The sequence below is a fragment of the Kribbella sp. NPDC006257 genome (genome assembly GCF_040613535.1).
Classification (GTDB): Bacteria; Actinomycetota; Actinomycetes; order Propionibacteriales; family Kribbellaceae; genus Kribbella.
The window spans coordinates 23,896-39,572 of sequence record NZ_JBEXSJ010000014.1; the positions used below are offsets into that span (position 1 = coordinate 23,896).

12 protein-coding genes are annotated in these 15,677 nt (G+C 67.0%); all 12 read right to left on the reverse strand.

Annotated features, from left to right (window positions below; translation table 11 throughout):
• Positions 1-4: 4 nt before the first annotated feature.
• Positions 5-667, reverse strand: a complete 663-nt coding sequence (locus ABZ004_RS18605) for a class I SAM-dependent methyltransferase (RefSeq protein WP_355681112.1) — start codon at positions 665-667, stop codon at positions 5-7.
• Positions 660-2,885 carry a DUF4062 domain-containing protein gene (locus tag ABZ004_RS18610; protein WP_355681113.1) on the reverse strand — a complete coding sequence of 742 codons (2,226 nt, stop codon included), beginning with the start codon at positions 2,883-2,885 and terminating at the stop codon, positions 660-662. The genes ABZ004_RS18605 and ABZ004_RS18610 overlap by 8 nt, the downstream gene beginning before the upstream one ends.
• Positions 2,886-2,989: 104 nt before the next feature.
• Positions 2,990-4,150: a VWA domain-containing protein gene (locus tag ABZ004_RS18615; protein WP_355681114.1), complete on the reverse strand. Its 1,161-nt coding sequence runs from the start codon at positions 4,148-4,150 to the stop codon at positions 2,990-2,992.
• Positions 4,147-6,366, reverse strand: coding sequence for a DUF5682 family protein (locus tag ABZ004_RS18620; protein WP_355681115.1), 2,220 nt, complete (start codon positions 6,364-6,366; stop codon positions 4,147-4,149). The genes ABZ004_RS18615 and ABZ004_RS18620 overlap by 4 nt, the downstream gene beginning before the upstream one ends.
• Entirely contained in the window at positions 6,363-7,442 is a 1,080-nt protein-coding gene (locus tag ABZ004_RS18625; protein WP_355681116.1) for an AAA family ATPase, read from the reverse strand. Before ABZ004_RS18625 ends, ABZ004_RS18620 begins: the two co-directional genes overlap by 4 nt.
• The gene (locus ABZ004_RS18630; protein ID WP_355681117.1) at positions 7,439-8,839 is read right to left on the reverse strand and encodes a DUF5691 domain-containing protein; all 1,401 of its coding nucleotides are present in this window, start codon (positions 8,837-8,839) and stop codon (positions 7,439-7,441) included. The genes ABZ004_RS18625 and ABZ004_RS18630 overlap by 4 nt, the downstream gene beginning before the upstream one ends.
• Positions 8,836-10,146 carry an SWIM zinc finger family protein gene (locus tag ABZ004_RS18635; protein ID WP_355681118.1) on the reverse strand — a complete coding sequence of 437 codons (1,311 nt, stop codon included), beginning with the start codon at positions 10,144-10,146 and terminating at the stop codon, positions 8,836-8,838. Before ABZ004_RS18635 ends, ABZ004_RS18630 begins: the two co-directional genes overlap by 4 nt.
• A 64-nt stretch (positions 10,147-10,210) precedes the next feature.
• A complete protein-coding gene (locus ABZ004_RS18640; protein ID WP_355681119.1) occupies positions 10,211-12,460 on the reverse strand; it encodes an MFS transporter in 2,250 nt (749 codons plus the stop codon).
• 474 nt (positions 12,461-12,934) lie between these two features.
• The gene (locus ABZ004_RS18645; RefSeq protein WP_355681120.1) at positions 12,935-13,678 is read right to left on the reverse strand and encodes an SDR family oxidoreductase; all 744 of its coding nucleotides are present in this window, start codon (positions 13,676-13,678) and stop codon (positions 12,935-12,937) included.
• A gap of 92 nt (positions 13,679-13,770) precedes the next feature.
• On the reverse strand, positions 13,771-14,706 hold the full coding sequence (locus tag ABZ004_RS18650; protein ID WP_355681121.1) for a LysR family transcriptional regulator: 936 nt from the start codon (positions 14,704-14,706) through the stop codon (positions 13,771-13,773).
• A gap of 32 nt (positions 14,707-14,738) precedes the next feature.
• Positions 14,739-14,900, reverse strand: coding sequence for a hypothetical protein (locus ABZ004_RS18655; RefSeq protein ID WP_355681122.1), 162 nt, complete (start codon positions 14,898-14,900; stop codon positions 14,739-14,741).
• Between the two features lie 294 nt (positions 14,901-15,194).
• Positions 15,195-15,566, reverse strand: coding sequence for a glyoxalase superfamily protein (locus ABZ004_RS18660; RefSeq protein ID WP_355681123.1), 372 nt, complete (start codon positions 15,564-15,566; stop codon positions 15,195-15,197).
• Positions 15,567-15,677: the final 111 nt, after the last annotated feature.

Consider the following 15,677-nt stretch of genomic DNA (forward strand, 5'->3'; position numbering starts at 1 on the left):
CGGCTCAGCGCTTGACGCAGAGGCCCATTCCACTGCCGAGCGGGACGATGGCAGACTCGACCCGATCTTCCTGCTGTATCAGCTCGATCGTGCGACGCAGGGCGGTCATCTTCGGGTTGCCGTCCGCCTCCACAACGTTCTCGCCGGAGTGCCAGCCTGCCACCGTAGCCATCAGCAGGTTGTCGATCACCAGGATCCCGGCGGTCTCGAGGAGATCGACGCAGAGCGAGAAGAGCTGCGGATAGCAACTCTCGTCGACATCTAGCAGCACCAGGTCGAACCGGCGGTCGTCAGCCAGCAGCTCGTGACAGACCGACTCCGCGTCGCCGACCCGGTACGAGATATCGACCGACTCCGGCGCGTACACGACGGATCTTGCCTTCGAGACCGCTTCCGCACTCTGGTCCACGGTGCAGATGGATCCGCCCCCCAGGTCTTCGAGCGCCTTCGTGAACACCGAGGTGCTGAACCCTAGAAAGGTTCCCAGTTCAAGGATCCTGGTGGCCCGACGCACGGTCACCAGAATCTTGAGAAGATTCACCTGCGAATAGAATATCTGCTCGTTCTCGTGCCCGGATCCGGCGATCTCGCTCTCGATATCCTGCAGAAACCCCGGCTTTGCCTGCCGCATTTCAATCCATTGCCGCAGCTGCTCCTCATCAATCACTAGCGATCTCCCCCAAGTAGTCCAGCGCCTCCTGCGCGACTCGGCGTTCGGCAGCCACACCGTCGCGACGGTACCTCTCGAAAATGTCCATGTCTCGGCCGTCGGCGACGCCACAGAGGCTGATGAGGTAGAAGAGCCGGAGTGGCTCTGGAACCATCGCGTCGAGTTTCGACACCAAATAGAGTCGTGCCTCTTCCAGACTGCCGTAATAGTCCTTCAGTTCACTTCTGATCACGTCCCTCGGGATCGGATTCCCGAGATGCGCCTGGAGCGCGGCGGGATCGATACCGGCACCCAGGTCGATGAGAGTCACCAGTAGCTCACGAGTGACGAACGGCTCTGTTTCAGCACCTGTGAGTTCTTTGAGCCGCGACTCTGCAGCGCGGAGGTCGATGCTCCCGGTCCTTCGCTGGACACGGGCCAGCAGATACGGGCACAGATATCGGAAGACCGGCGATTCGGCCAGCCCTGCCATCTCGAGAAGTGCATCGACTGCCCGCGGATTCGTCACCAGCAGGTCGACGGCGAACGCATCGGTGACTTTTGACGGAAACCGGCGCAGGTCCAGTTTTGCATCTCGTCGCAGAAGCGCCTCGACGATGCGTTCGGCCAGGAAGTATTCGGCGAACGATCGATGCGCATAGGTGAAGGTTCCATCGGCGCGCGCCCGCAGGAACGTCGCGACCCGGAGCGCTTCTGCTATCTCGTCGTACTGGCTGTTGAGAATGTCCTGGGGGAAATATTCCGGCAGCAGTTGTGGCAGATCATCGAAGTAGAACGAGTCGGTCGCCGAGGTGTGCAGCAACAGAGCCAGGTCCTGAAAGAGCCGTCGGGCACCGATGTGACTGAGCCGGAGCCGCCAACTCTCTCTGGCCAACCACCGATCCAGGTAGACCTCGTAGAGAGCTCCGCCAGTGACCGGCGCTTCCCTGTCTGCAGATTCGAGTTCACCAAGTGAGTCACAGACCATCGGCAGCAGAACAGGTCGTCTGGCCAGATCCGGAAGGTCAATGATGGCGCTCAGATTCCGCCACTGTTCACCGGTCGAATCACCGTACTGTGTGGTCAGGAACTGCCTCACCTGCGAACTCGTCAGTGCATTCACTGAGAACACGGCATGCCTGGCCCGCCGTCCGCCGGCGCTGCTCCGGAGTGCTGAACCCACCAATCGATCGATCTGCGCTTTCGAATCGAACAGATGAGAGCGGCTCGTGATCACCAACTGACGGCCGGGAGCAGACAGGCCCAGCGTGAGTTCGAGCAGCCGGAGTCGCGATCCTGGCGGGTTCTTGGCAACTGCCTCGTCGTACGCATCCAGGAGAAATACCCCCGCCTGCGAGGCTTCCAGCTCCGCCAGGCTGCCGACCGAGTGTTCCGCGCGACTACGAACGAATCCCCGGGCCCTCGCCGAGGAGGTCGCGTTCACCGGGTTCGTGGCCAGACCAGGAGCAGCAGCGAAGATGTCTCCGAGGTCTGCGAATTCCGGCAGCGCCTGAGCGCCCTCTCCGTTGTAGCCTTCCACCAAGGTCGCGTACAACTGCTTCAAGTACCAGGTCTTGCCTGAACCGACCTCCCCGAGAACGAAGATGACTTCCGTGCCCGCGGCGAGTTCCTTCCGGACCGCGACGTCGAGATCGACTGCGTCGGCCCCCGGCGCGTCGACTGCCGGGACCGCGGAAGTACAGGTCAGAGGAAGCACGAGATGGCGAAGGTCCCGACTGCGAATCGAAGCCGCTCGTTCCTTCGCCGCCGATTCTGCGGAAATCTTCGGCAACTGGATCGAAAGTGCCCGATAGAGCTCGAACTTCAGTTCTTCGATCGAGTCCACGGTGGCGATGTAGACGCCCGACCTGAAATGTGAGATCCGGTCGATAAACTCCTGCTGTGCGGGCTCGTAGCCGGGTTTCCTGAGGATGAAGCCGAGAAGCGGAACCTTGAATTCGTCAACCGCCCAGCGCGCCTCGAGTTCGGTGATCGACAAGTTCGTGGTGTCATCGACGTAGCCGTAGCGTGTGCCATAGATTCCCACCACGCAATCAGCGGATCGAACCATTTCCCGGCAGGCTTCGACGGGAGCGATATCTTGCGGCGCACCTTCCTCGCTCAGGATGACTGTCGACGCTGTCTCCACATCCGAGCAGAAAGCCACGATCGTCTGCTTCGCCGCAGAGCGGTACAGCTCGTACTCCTTGACGGGTGAGCTTACAAGAAACCTCATCCAGGCTGTCTCTTTCTGTCGCTCGCATCATCTCATCGCGTGCTGACACTCGCCAGACGAGCGCGGACAGCAGCGTTGAGGAGCAGTCCGGCGCCTGCCGGGCCTCACTTGGCCAGGTTCATCGCCGACCAGGTGGTGAGGTCTTCGTGGCGGATGGCGGCGGCCAGGAGGTCGGGGAAGAGGTCGGGGGTGCAGGCGAAGGTGGGGATGCCGAGGTCGGTGAGCGCTGCGGCGTTGTCTGCGTCGTACGACGGGGTGCCGGAGTCGGCCAGGGCGAGAAGGGCGATCACCTGTACGCCGGACTCCATCAGCGAGCGTGCTCGCCGGAGCATCTCCGCTCGTACGCCGCCTTCGTACAGGTCGCTGATCAGCACCAGCACCGTCTCGGCCGGCCGTGCGACCAGGCCCTCGCAGTACGCCAGCGCGCGGTTGATGTCCGTCCCGCCGCCGAGCTGCGTCCCGAACAGCACGTCGACCGGATCATCCAGCTGATCGGTCAGATCGACCACCGCGGTATCGAACACCACCAGCGACGTCCGCAACGCCCGCATCGACCCCAGCACCGCGCCGAACAAACTCGCGTAGACGACCGATTCCGCCATCGACCCCGACTGGTCGATCGCCAGCACGATGTCGCGCTGGACGCTGTGATTGCGCCGCGCGTACCCGACGAGCCGGTCCGGCACGATCGTCCCCAACGACGGCGAGAAATGCTTCAGGTTCGCCCGGATCGTCCGATCCCAGTCGATGTCCGAATGCCGCGGCCGCCCGGTCCGCCCAGCGCGATCCAGCGCACCCGTCACCGCAGCCCGAGTCCGCTCGGCCAGCCGCTGCTCCAGCTCAGCGACGACCCGGCCGACCACCTCCCGCGCGGTCTGCTTGGTCTCCTCCGGCATCACCTCGTTCAGCGCGAGCAAGGTGGTGACGAGGTGTACGTCGGGCTCAACCGCCCCCAGCAACTCAGGCTCCATCAGCATCCGCGTGATGCCGAGCCGCTCCACCGCATCCCGTTGCATGACCTGAACCACCGTGCTCGGAAAATACCCGCGGATGTCCCCCAACCACCGCGCAACCCGAGGCGCCGACGAACCCAACCCCGCCGAACGACGCGACCCACCCTCGCCCGGCTCCGCGTCGTACAAGGCTGCCAGCGCCGCGTCGATCGACTTGTCGGCCGCGGACAACGTAGTACCGGTCTCTGGCTCCGCTTCGCTGCCGAGGACCAGGCGCCACCGCCGCATCCGCTCTTCTTCCACGCCGCTCACACCCCCAGCAATCGCGCAACGGCCGGCAGCACCGACGCCGCCAGCTCTTCGTCGAGATCGTTGTCCTCAGCAACCACCCGGATCCGCCCACCAGGACCCAGTACGGCGGCCCGCGAACCGATCGACCGTCGCTCGGGCGGCGCGAAGGTGCCGAACGTCCGCCGCAACAACGGCAGCACCTCGACGAAGTCCTCGTCCCGGATCCCGGACAGCCACGAATCCACCAACGCCAGCAGGTGCTCATCGTGGATCAGCAACAACCCACCGCCGGCCAGGAAGCCTTCGATATAGCCGGCCGCGTCGCCCGTCGGGGTACCGGGCGTCAGCACCCGCCCCAGCCGGAGCCCGACCTCGCGCGCCTCCACCCGCGACGTGTCGAGCATCAACCGGGTCAGCCGCCCGGCGATCAACGGCGGCACCGACGACCGATCGCTCAGCCCTTCCAACGTCGCCAGCCACTCGCCCCGAACCTCCGAGGCGAGCAACGCGGTCGCATCCTGGACGCCGTCGATCAGTTCCAGCACCTTCGCCGCGGCGTCCGGATCGAGCCCATGCACGGTCCGCGCCAAGCCGGCACAGACGCGCGAAACCATCCGGCTCGCCACCGATCCGAGGCCGTCGCTGGAGCTCCCGCGCACATCCCCGTACCGCGCAGACCGGGCAAGCGCCGGCAACGCGGCCATCAGATGCCCCACATCAGCGTCCTTAGCGGCCCGCGTATCCACCCCAGCCAGCAGCGCCGGCAACGCGTCGGCAAGATCCGCCAGCAACGACCTCTCGAGCGCGGCGGTCACAGCCGCCAACGTCGAAGACTCGTCCGCGACGCGCAGCATCGTCGTAGTCGCCGCACCAAGCACCGTCGTACCGTGCGCACCCGCGGCGACAAGGTCCACTTCCAGCCCCGGATCCCAGCTCAGCGTCCAGGTCTCGCGGAACGTCCCCTGGTTGCGTCGCTCGTCCGCGGTCGGCACACCCCAGTCGATCCCCAGGATCCGCAGCCGGTGCAGCAGCCGCGACTTCTCCAGATCGTTCGGCTTCCGCAGGTCGAGCTCGACCACGCGCTCGACCGCGTCCCGCTTCATCCGCAACCGCCGCGCCTGAGCCGCCAGATCCGCCGCCACCGGAGCCTGCGGAGTAGCAGCCGGTACGGCGCCCAGCAGCTCTCCGACCACTGCCTCTCGCGTCACCAGGTCGAGGAGCACGTCGTTGCCCCCGCACATCACCGCTCGCGTCGCCTCGGTGACCTCGCTCAACCCAGCGAGCGGCCGTTCACGCAACGCAGCCAGCGTCTCCGCCAACCGGACCGCCTCGATCACATGCGCGCTCGACACCGGAAGATCCTCGGCCCGCAGTACCTGCGCAACCTTCGTCAACCATCGCGTGGTGATCTGATCAGGTGCCGTGAAGAGGTGGTGATACCAGCCAGGCGAGGTAACACCGGCACCGTATCCACTCGCCGACGCCAACCGGCCATGCGTCCAAGGCACCCAGGTGCAGGCGACCTTCCGCTTCGGCAAACCTTTCAGGATGCGAGCATCGTGAGTTGCCGGAGGCAACGGCGCCGTCAAGGCAGGCACATGCCAAGCACCGCACACCACGGCGATCCGCTCGAAGCCTTCCTTTATTGCCTTCCGCAACACCGTCCGCATGAAGGCCTCGCGCTGCGCCTCCCGCCCGACCGCCTCCTCGTCGACGCGCAGCTCAGCCATCGCCTCGGCGATCACCGTGAACGGTTCGGCCCCGTCGCGCCGATGCTCGATCACGTCGTCCCACCAGCGCTCGGGATCGTCGTACCCACCGGCCTCGGCGAGTGTCGCCAGCGGGTCGATCGACAACCCGCGCCGCCCGTCCGCCCCCGACGAGGCGAACTGATGTGCGGCCGGCAGATCACAGAACCGCACCGGTACGCCGGCCGTCAGCGCGTGCCGAATCGCCTGCCACTCCGGACTGAACACCGCGAACGGCCAGAACGCCGCCCGGGTCGAATCGTCCACCGCATAAGCCAGCAACGCGACCGGCGGCTCCATCTCTTCGTCCGCGGCCAATTCGACAATCTTGTCGGCCTCGGGTGGGCCCTCGATCAGCACGATGTCCGGCTGCAACTCACCCAGCGCAGTCGCCAACGCACGAGCCGACCCCGGCCCGTGATGCCTGATCCCGAAGAGGTGGACTCGCCCGCTCGTGCCGAGCGCCGGCGAAGGAGCTTCAGCTGTCATCCGCTGATGTCCCGGCACGCCCGGTAGAAGTCCGACCAGTCCTCCCGCTCGCGGACCACCGTCTCCAAGTACTCCGACCAGACCACCCGGTCCGCCGACGGGTCCTTCACCACCGCGCCAAGGATCCCACCCGCCACGTCGTACGAGCGCAGCACTCCATCCCCGAAGTGCGCCGCCAGGGCGAGCCCACCAGTCACCACGCTGATCGCCTCGGCAGTCGACAACGTGCCGGACGGCGATTTGACCGCAGTACGACCGTCCTCGGTCCGCCCGGCCCGCAGCTCACGGAACACCGTCACCACACGCCGGATCTCGACCAACGCATCATCGGCCTGCGGCAGCTCCAACGACGAACCCAACTGGGCCACCCGACGTGAGACGATCTCGACCTCATCCTCGGCCGAATCCGGCAACGGCAGCACCACCGTGTTGAACCGACGCCGCAAGGCACTCGACAGCTCGTTGATGCCCTTGTCCCGATCGTTCGCGGTCGCGATGACGTTGAACCCCTTGCGGGCTTGGACTTCCGTGCCCAGCTCGGCGATCGGCAGCGTCTTCTCGGACAGGATCGTGATCAACGCGTCCTGGACGTCGGACGGCATCCGGGTCAGCTCTTCGATCCGGGCGATCTTCGCATCCGCCATCGCGCGAAACACCGGACTCGGCACGAGCGCCGCCTCACTGGGGCCCTGGGCAATCAATTGCGCATAGTTCCAGCCGTACCGGATCGCCTCCTCGGCAGTCCCGGCCGTGCCCTGCACCAGCAACGTGGAATCACCGCTGATCGCCGCCGCCAAGTGCTCGCTCACCCACGTCTTCGCCGTACCGGGCACGCCGAGCAGCAACAACGCGCGATCCGTCGCCAACGTGGCCACGGCGACCTCGACCAGCCGCCGAGGACCGACGTACTTCGGCGTGATCTCCACATCTCCGGCAGTCCCGCCGAGCAAGTACGTCACCACCGCGGCCGGAGACATCCGCCACGCAGGCGGCCGGGTCCGGTCGTCCGACGCCACCAGCGCAGCCAGCTCCTCGGCGTACTCGTCCTCGGCATGCGGCCGCAGTACTTCAGTCATGACAACTCCTCGTACATTTCCCGGCGGAAGATCAAGGTCTCGACGAGCCGCAGCCGCCAGGTGTCTTCCTCACCTGTCGGTTCGCGGGTGATCCGATGGTTCAGTACTTCGGGCGGTACGGCGCGCGCCGCGATACTCGCCAACCGCGCCCAGCTGCGGCCGGTCCCGACCTTCGCCAGCAGATCGAGCACCATCACGCCGAGCGGCACCGGCCACGGCACCGGTAGCCCGCCGACCAGTTCGGCAAGATCGATCCGGGCGCGGAGGATTTCGAGTGCGGGCACCCATTCATCCTCAGGCAATATCCGCAGCAGCTCGGCGACACGATTACCCGTCGCGGCATTGACTGCGAGCAAGGCACGAGCCCATTCGACGTTCCGTTCTCGCACGGTCGCCTCGGCCCACGCCACCTGCAACACCTCCGGGGCGCAACCTTCCACCTTCAGTTTCAGATAGTCCGGCTCGGACGTTGCGAGCGGAGCCGCGGCGAGAATCTGCCGGAACCACCAAGCCCGCTTGCCGATTCCCTCCTGCGGCTGCGGATCGATCCCGTCCCGCAGCATCGCCTCGTCAACCCGCGACGGCAGCGTCACCGCCAACATCCCCTGGCTGACGTTCAGCTGCGCCCACACCCGCGCCGCCATCCTCTTCCCGTACTGCGAACCCGGCAACCGCGCGAGCAAGCCTGCCGCCGATCGCCGGACCTCCTTGGACCGATCGTCGAGGGCTGCTTCGAGAAACTCCTCGTCGGCAGGTGAGAGCTCATCCGCCAGCAGGGCAAGGAAGTCGAGCCGGATCGGCGCAGGTTCGGTCGGCCAGACCTCGCGCAACGCTTCGAGCGCCGCGGCCGGATCGCGCCGACGCAGGTCGCGCAACCAACTACGACGCTGAATCGCGTTGCCATGCGTCCAGATCGTCTCATTGTTGCTATCCGCAACCGCCTCGTGCAGGAACCGCCACTCGGGATTGAGGTCTGCCAACCAGGCGGCCCGGCGCCCCGCCGCCTTGACCACCAACGGCCTGTACTCCGAGCGCCCGCGCGCGTAGTCGGCCAAAGCCGGCAGGTGCTCCGGCGGCACACCCCACCCCCGAGCATCCGCAGCCCGCAACCATTCACCAAGTGCCGCCGTCTGGAACCCACCCAGCATCGCCGCCAACCGACGGACAGCAGCGTTGCGGGGAAGCGGTTTGTCCTCCCCAGCCGCTCGAGGCAGCGGCTCCAACCCCTCGAGCGGCTTCCGCCCAGCGCGCTGATAGACCGTCGCCAACGCAGCAGCATCCAGCAATCCACCGCTGCCGATCTGCGACCGAATCGCCTCCGGCAACTCATCGAAGTGCGCCGGCCGCCGCTCGGTCCCCAGCAACGCCGAACTCACCAACCCGTCCCATCCCCTCACGACAGCACCACCGGGCGGTCCTCGTGCCAGCACGTCATCGGTTTGAAACCGGCGCGGTTCCACTCACCTGACACGGTGATCGGGTCGCCGGCGGAGACCGCCAGCAATTTCCACGGATCGACGCCTGGCAGGAGTTCCAGCCCGCCCGTCTCATCGACCAGCGCCCATCCGTCGCCGTTCCGCGCCGGGCGCACGTCGGCCAGCACCAACGGCCAGCGTTCGTTCCAAGGGTCGGCCGCGAGCGATTCGACGTACGAGGCCAATGCCTGTAGCGCAGTGAAGCCACTCGGCCGCGGACCGGGCAGGCGTGGTGCCGATTGGGTCAGCAACGCGCGCATCGGCAGAGCGCCCGGATAGAAGGACAGTACGCCGGGGACGAGTTCGCCCGGGCGGCCCGGGAGCGGGTCGAGTTGGCGACCACCTGCGGCGAAGTTGAGGATCAGCGCGAGTCGGCCGGTCGAGGCACCACGCAACCAGACTCGCCGTACGGTCAAGTGGTCGTCCGGCTCGATCACCCGGCCGAGGACGAGCCAGTCGTCCTCGACCTTCTCACCTTCGGCCAGCACCCGCGCGGTTTCGACGGTCCAGCCGATCCGCGACTGCACGGTGTCCGCGAGGGACGGCGGCAACTCGGCCAGGCGGGAATGGGCCGACACGATGAGGTGGATCAGCGAGAGTTCCTCCAGCAACTCGCCCGGCCACCCGTGTCCCCGGCCGACGACGCCGGCTGCCCGGCGTACGGAACCCGCCACGCCCGGCGCCTGCGCGTCCACCATCCGCGCGGCGAGCCGGCTCAGCTCGGCGTACCCGCGCTGCTCGAATCCGCTCAACCCCTGCCGCACCTGATCGTCCAGCCAACCGCGCAGCTCAGCCATCCCACCTGCGACGCGATCCGCCCGGCGAGCCACCCGCTGCTGCGCCGCCAGCGGATCCGCGACCTCCCCCGGTTTCTTCTCCGCGCGCTCGGCCGCACGATCAGCGCGATTCGCCCGCTCCTCGATCCACTCGCTGGCCCAGGCAGGTTCGGTGCTCTCGGCGAGCAGGTTCGTGGACCACAGCAACAGCAGACCGAGCGCATGCTTGCAGGGAAACTTCCGGCTCGGACAGCTGCAGCGATAGGCAGGACCGCTCAGGTCGACGATCGTCTGGTACGGCTTCTTGCCGCTCCCCTGGCAGAGCCCCCAGACAGCCCGCTCGGAACTCCCCTGCTCCGACCACTTGGCCGGCTTCGCCTGCGCCTGCCCCGCCTTGGCCGAGGCAGCATCCGGCGCAAGCGCCAGCACCCGCTCCACATCCCAAGGCCCCACGCCGCTCCCTCTCCACCAGCCAGTAGATCGAGAGCATGCCATCCCACACCGACAGCCGGTTCAACTACCCGAACGCTTGGCGTTCCTGGTCGTGCGCCGGGTAGCCATTGCCGTGGTTGATGTTCGGATGCGGGCGGTGCGAGTTGGTGATGGCTGGCGGCGGGGCGGCAGGTGGTGCGGGAGTGTCCGACAGACCATCGCGTACTACGCCGAGTAGGCGCTCCTCGACGGCCTCGAGCTCCGCGATGCGTTGCCGGATCGCCTCCTCCTCGGCCCGGGCCGACGCCAGCAACTCATCCGCCTCGGCCTTCGCGACCTCCCGCAGATGGTCAGCCGTCCGTTGACTAGCGCTCAGCACACTCAACTCGTACCGCCGCAGCTCACCCACCAACGCACCGTCCTCCCGCTGCGCATCCAGCACCGGCGCCATCGGGTGATCGCTCTCCACCACCGGCAACGACTGCTCGAGCTCCGCGATCTGCTGGTCCACCCGGGTGAACAGATCAGCCACATCGGTCCGCATCCGCCGGATCACCGTCGCCGCGGCATTCACCCGCTCGGTCGCTTCCCGCTCCCGCTCCAACGCCGTCCGCTCGGCCGAAGCGATCACATCCAACGCCACCGCCGCAGCACGCGACGCCTCGTCCTCCATCCCCGGCGCGGGCGCGGCCGACAGGTCACGTTCCCCGACGGCGCCATCCGGTACGCCGCCCGCCATCGCCACCGTCCTCCGCAACGGCACCTCGCGGATGAACAGCACCGACAACAAGCTCACCACCGCAGCCGCAGCCGCGATCAGGAAGATCCGCCCGGTCGCATCCCCATACGCATGCCGCACGATCGTCGCCAACTGCGGCGGAAGCGCCCCGACATCGAGCACACTCGTCCCCGACCCACTCTGCAGCGCCTGCCCCGCCTGGGCACCGGCCGGACCGAGATCCCGCAGATTCGCCGTGATCAGATCAGTCACCCGGGTCGCGAGCACCGCACCGAGAACGGAGACTCCCACAGCACCACCAAGGCTGCGGAAGAACGTCACCGACGCGCTCGCGGCACCGACCTCGCTGACGTCGACAGTGTTCTGTACGGCGAGCACCAGGTTCTGCATCATCATGCCCATGCCGATGCCCATCCCGAGCATGCCGAGGCCGACGTACCAGTAAGGGCTGGTGTGATCGATCGTGCCGAGCACCGCAAGTCCGGCTGCCAGGAAGAGCCCGCCGAGAACCAGGTACCGCTTCCACTTGCCGAACCGGGTGATCATCTGGCCCGAACCGACCGAGCCGAGGAACGAGCCGAACATCATCGGGATCGTCAGCAGCCCGGCCTCGGTCGCGCTGTACCCACGAGCGATCTGGAAGTACTGCCCGAGGAAGACCGCGCTGCCGAACATCGCGACGCCGACCGCGAGGCTGGCTAGGATCGCCAGTGCGGTGGTGCGTTCACGGACCACCCGCAGCGGCACCAGCGGCTCACTCACCCGGGTCTCCACGACGACGGCGAGGATCGCCAGCAGCGCAGTACCGCCAAGGAACTCAGCGGTCTCGCGGGACCACCACGGGAAGTGCTCGCCGGCGAAGGTGACCCAGATCAGCGGCAGGCTGGCCGCGGCGGCGATCAGGATCGCGCCGAGGTAGTCCATCTTCACGCGACGCTTGATCAGCGGCAGATGGAGATAGCGCTGCAGCACGACCAGGCTGATGAGTGCGAGCGGGACGCAGACGTAGAAGCACCAACGCCAGCCGAGCCACGAGGTGTCGACGATGACACCACCGATCAGTGGACCACTCACGGTGGCGAGGGCCATCGTGGCGCCCATGTAACCGGAGTACCGGCCTCTGTCTCTTGGCGGGATCGCGGCGCCGATGATCGCCTGGGCCAGCGCCATCAGGCCGCCCATCGCCAGCCCCTGCAGAACCCGGGCGCCGATCAGGAACGGGACGTTGTGCGCCATCCCCGCGAGCGCCGAGCCGATCACGAACAGGATGGTCGCCAGCTGGACGAGCAGCTTCTTGCTCATCAGGTCCGACAGCTTGCCCCAGACCGGCGTCGACACGGTCATCGCGAGCAGGCTGGCGGTGATCACCCAGGTGTACTGCGTCTGGGTTCCTTCGAGGTCGGCGATGATCGTCGGCAGCGCGTTGCTGACGATCGTGGAGCTGAGGATCGCCGTGAACAACGCGGCCAGCAGGCCGGCGAGGATCTCGAGGATCTCCTTGTGGGTGAGCTCGGGATCGGCAGCCCGTACGGCGGCGGCGGCTTCGGTCGAGGGTGGCGCTTCGGTCGATGGTGCTGCTTCTGCGGGGGCAGACATCCGGGGTCCGTTCTGCTGCGCGATCGTTCGGCCGGCGCAGCTGATCGAGCTGCCCCGGGGCGGAGGACGGCGCCCGGCTCCCCGCCCTCACGGACGGAGCCTCACCCGGACCACATTTGGTTGCAGTACCCAACGATAACTTCTGGTGAGACGGGCCCTCCCACCGGAGGCCGGTTCCGCGTACGATCTCAGCCTGTTGAGTAATCAACAAAAGCCTCGGTGGAGCTGTCAGGGCCCACCGAGGCGCCTACCTCCTGGAAGAGGTTGTGGGCGTTGGCGGTAGCCCTGGGGGTCTGCCGGATATTGCCCGCCCGCATTGTTGGTCTCGCGAAGAACGCGAATCGTCCGGGATGCCTCCGACCCACGGCAGCGGCCGCCTCGTTCACCTGGCGCGCCAGCACCCGCGCCCGGAAATCAAAAGTGGGCGTGGACATCGACGAGGTCCACCTTGCTCATCTCACCACCCCTGGATGATCAAGCGGCCGAGCCGCCGTTGGTGTAGATGACCTGGCCGTTGATCCAGCGCCCGCGCCCGGCGAGGAACGAGATCACCTCGGCGATGTCCTCGGGCTGGCCGAGCCGCTCCAGCGGCGGTTCGGCGGCGATCCGGTCGATCAGCTCCTGCGGCTTGCCGTCCAGGAACAAGGCGGTCGCGGTCGGGCCGGGGGCCACTGCGTTGACGGTGATGTTCCGGCCGCGCAACTCGCGGGCGAGGATCAGGGTGAGCGCCTCGACACCACCCTTGGTCGCCGCGTAGGCGCCGTACCCGGGCCGCGCCAGCTTGGTGAGCGAGCTGGAGATGTTGATGATCGCGCCGCCGTCGCGCAACCGGCGGGCCGCCTGCTGGTCGACCACGAAGGTGCCGCGCAGGTTGGTCCGGACGACCTCGTCGAAGACGGCGAGGTCCAGGTCGGCCAGCGGCGACAACGGCATCACGCCGGCCGCGTGCACCACCACGTCGATCCCACCGAAGGCTTCCTCGGTCCGGTCGAACAACGCGGCCACCGCGGCCTCGTCGGCCACATCAGCCTGTACGGCGATCGCCCGGCCGCCCACCGCGTCGATCTCCTTCACCGCCAGCTCGGCCTCGCCCCGGTTCCCCGAGTACACGACCGCCACCGCGTAGCCCTCGGATCCGAGCCGGACCGCCGTCTCGCGGCCGATCCCGCGCGATCCGCCGGTCACGATCGCGACCCGCTCGGTGTGCTGCTCCGTCATCGCCCTGCTCCTTCTGAGTTCCCGATGTCTGACACCAAACAATCCTGCGCTCGGCGATGCATCAACTCAAACGACTCAACTCGATAGGTAAATCAATTCTGTTGATCCAAGAGATCCGCGCCGAGCGTGGTCCCGGCCGGCTGCTGGAGATGCTTGCCGACCAGTCCGAGCAACGCCCGCAGCGCCGCCGACGGTTTCCGCTTCTTCAGCGTCGCCATGTACAGCGACCACTGGAACGGCTGGTCCGCGATAGGCACCGCCCGGATGCGTTCCTCGGCCAGCACCGCGTACGCCGGCAGGATCGCCAGCCCGACCCCGTGCCGGACGAACTGGACCCCGTTCTCGATCCCGAGCGCCTCGACCACCACCCGTCGCTCGATCCCGGCCGCCTCGAACTTCTGGTCGATCAGCACCCTGGTCCCGAAGCCCGGCGGGAAGTCCACGAAGGCCTCGTCCGCCAGCTCGGTCAGGTGCACGGACCGCCGCCGCGCCAGCCGATGATCGACCGGAACGGCCAGCACCTGCGGCACCCGGAGCAGCTCCCACGAGGACAGATCCCGCGGCACGCTGCCCGCACCGACGCCCAGGAAACCGACCTCGATGTCGCCGTTCCGCAGCCCGAAGATCACCCCGGCCGACCCCTCCGCCTCGACCCGCAACTGCAGCTCGACGTTCTGGTACCGGCGCCGGAACTCGCCCGCCGCGGCCGGCAGATCGATCAGCCCGAGCCCCGGCAGCAGTCCGACCCGGACCGATCCGCGCATCCCGGCGCCGAGTTCGTCGACCACATCCCGGGCGCCCTGCACCGCGTCCATCACAGCGAGCGCCTCGGGCAACAACGCCGTACCGGCTTCAGTCAGTACTACGCGTTGGGCGCTCCGCTCGAACAGCGTGACCTTCATGTCCTTCTCCAGCGAGGCAATCGCGGCACTGACAGCGCTCTGCACCACATGCAGTCGCCGCGCGGCGAGCGTGAACGACCGCTCGTGCGCCACCGCCACGAAGTACTCCAACTGCCGCAACTCCATGGCCAGAGTCTGGCACTACGGCAGTGCTGGGCTCAGGGGGTGCGGACGGACTGCTGATCCACCCAGACCAAGTGGCCGTGGTGGCTGACCAGCACCTGGTCGGCGCGGTGGGACAGGGCCTGACCAGCGATCCAGCGGCCGCCGATGCGGACCTGGACGTCGACCGGCCTGGCTGTGGGGGTGGCGACAGGCATGGCACTCGACTTCTTGACAGGGGCGGCAGCGGATTGACGGCGTCGTGAAGCACGCTGGGGGTGATGGTGAAGATCGGTCATGTTCGTCCTCGGCAGGGACCGCAGTCGTCGACGCATCGAACGCCGGCTGGCTGCTCAACCAAAGGCCACCTTACAACCGGTCACCAAGCTCGTCCTAGCGGTAACCCGGACTGTCCGATGCTCGGAATCACCGATGGAATCCTCAACCAGGTAAGGACTTTCGAACTGTTCATCTTTAAGTAGAGTTCAAGTCCCCCGGAAGTTCCTGACCGGTCAGCTGTAGACCGGGAGTTGCTGCAGCGCCCAGCCGTTGCCGTCGGGGTCGCTGAAGAACACGAAGCTGCCCCACGGGAACTCCTGGACCTCCGACACCTCCACCCCGCGCCCGACCAGCTCGGCCCGCGCCGCGGCCACATCGGCGACCACGATCTGCAGCCCGCGCACCGACCCCGGCTCCGCCTGCGGCAGCCCGGTCCCGATCGCGATCGAGCAGGCCGAGCCCGGCGGCGTCAGCTGAACGAACCGCAGTTCGTCGGTCACCTGGTGGTCGTGGTCGGCATGAAATCCGACCTGGTCGGTGTAGAAGGCCTTCGCCCGGTCCACGTCCGACACCGGCACCGAGACCAGTTCGAGCTTCCAGTCCATCGTTTCCCCTCCCGAGTCGCCTACCTAGCGGCAAACCTACCGGGCGAACCGGGCAGTCGCTTGGCGTGACCAGCATTGGGTACCGGGCCGGTAAGCCAACCACGGGAGGTC

Excerpts from the sequence above, each read along its gene's own strand:
- ABZ004_RS18610 (WP_355681113.1), bottom strand. The coding sequence starts at position 2,885 with ATGAGGTTTCTTGTAAGCTCACCCGTCAAGGAGTACGAGCTGTACCGC.
- ABZ004_RS18620 (WP_355681115.1), bottom strand. The coding sequence starts at position 6,366 with ATGACAGCTGAAGCTCCTTCGCCGGCGCTCGGCACGAGCGGGCGAGTC.
- ABZ004_RS18625 (WP_355681116.1), bottom strand. The coding sequence starts at position 7,442 with ATGACTGAAGTACTGCGGCCGCATGCCGAGGACGAGTACGCCGAGGAG.
- ABZ004_RS18640 (WP_355681119.1), bottom strand. The coding sequence starts at position 12,460 with ATGTCTGCCCCCGCAGAAGCAGCACCATCGACCGAAGCGCCACCCTCG.
- ABZ004_RS18645 (WP_355681120.1), bottom strand. The coding sequence starts at position 13,678 with ATGACGGAGCAGCACACCGAGCGGGTCGCGATCGTGACCGGCGGATCG.
- ABZ004_RS18650 (WP_355681121.1), bottom strand. The coding sequence starts at position 14,706 with ATGGAGTTGCGGCAGTTGGAGTACTTCGTGGCGGTGGCGCACGAGCGG.
- ABZ004_RS18655 (WP_355681122.1), bottom strand. The coding sequence starts at position 14,900 with ATGCCTGTCGCCACCCCCACAGCCAGGCCGGTCGACGTCCAGGTCCGC.
- ABZ004_RS18660 (WP_355681123.1), bottom strand. The coding sequence starts at position 15,566 with ATGGACTGGAAGCTCGAACTGGTCTCGGTGCCGGTGTCGGACGTGGAC.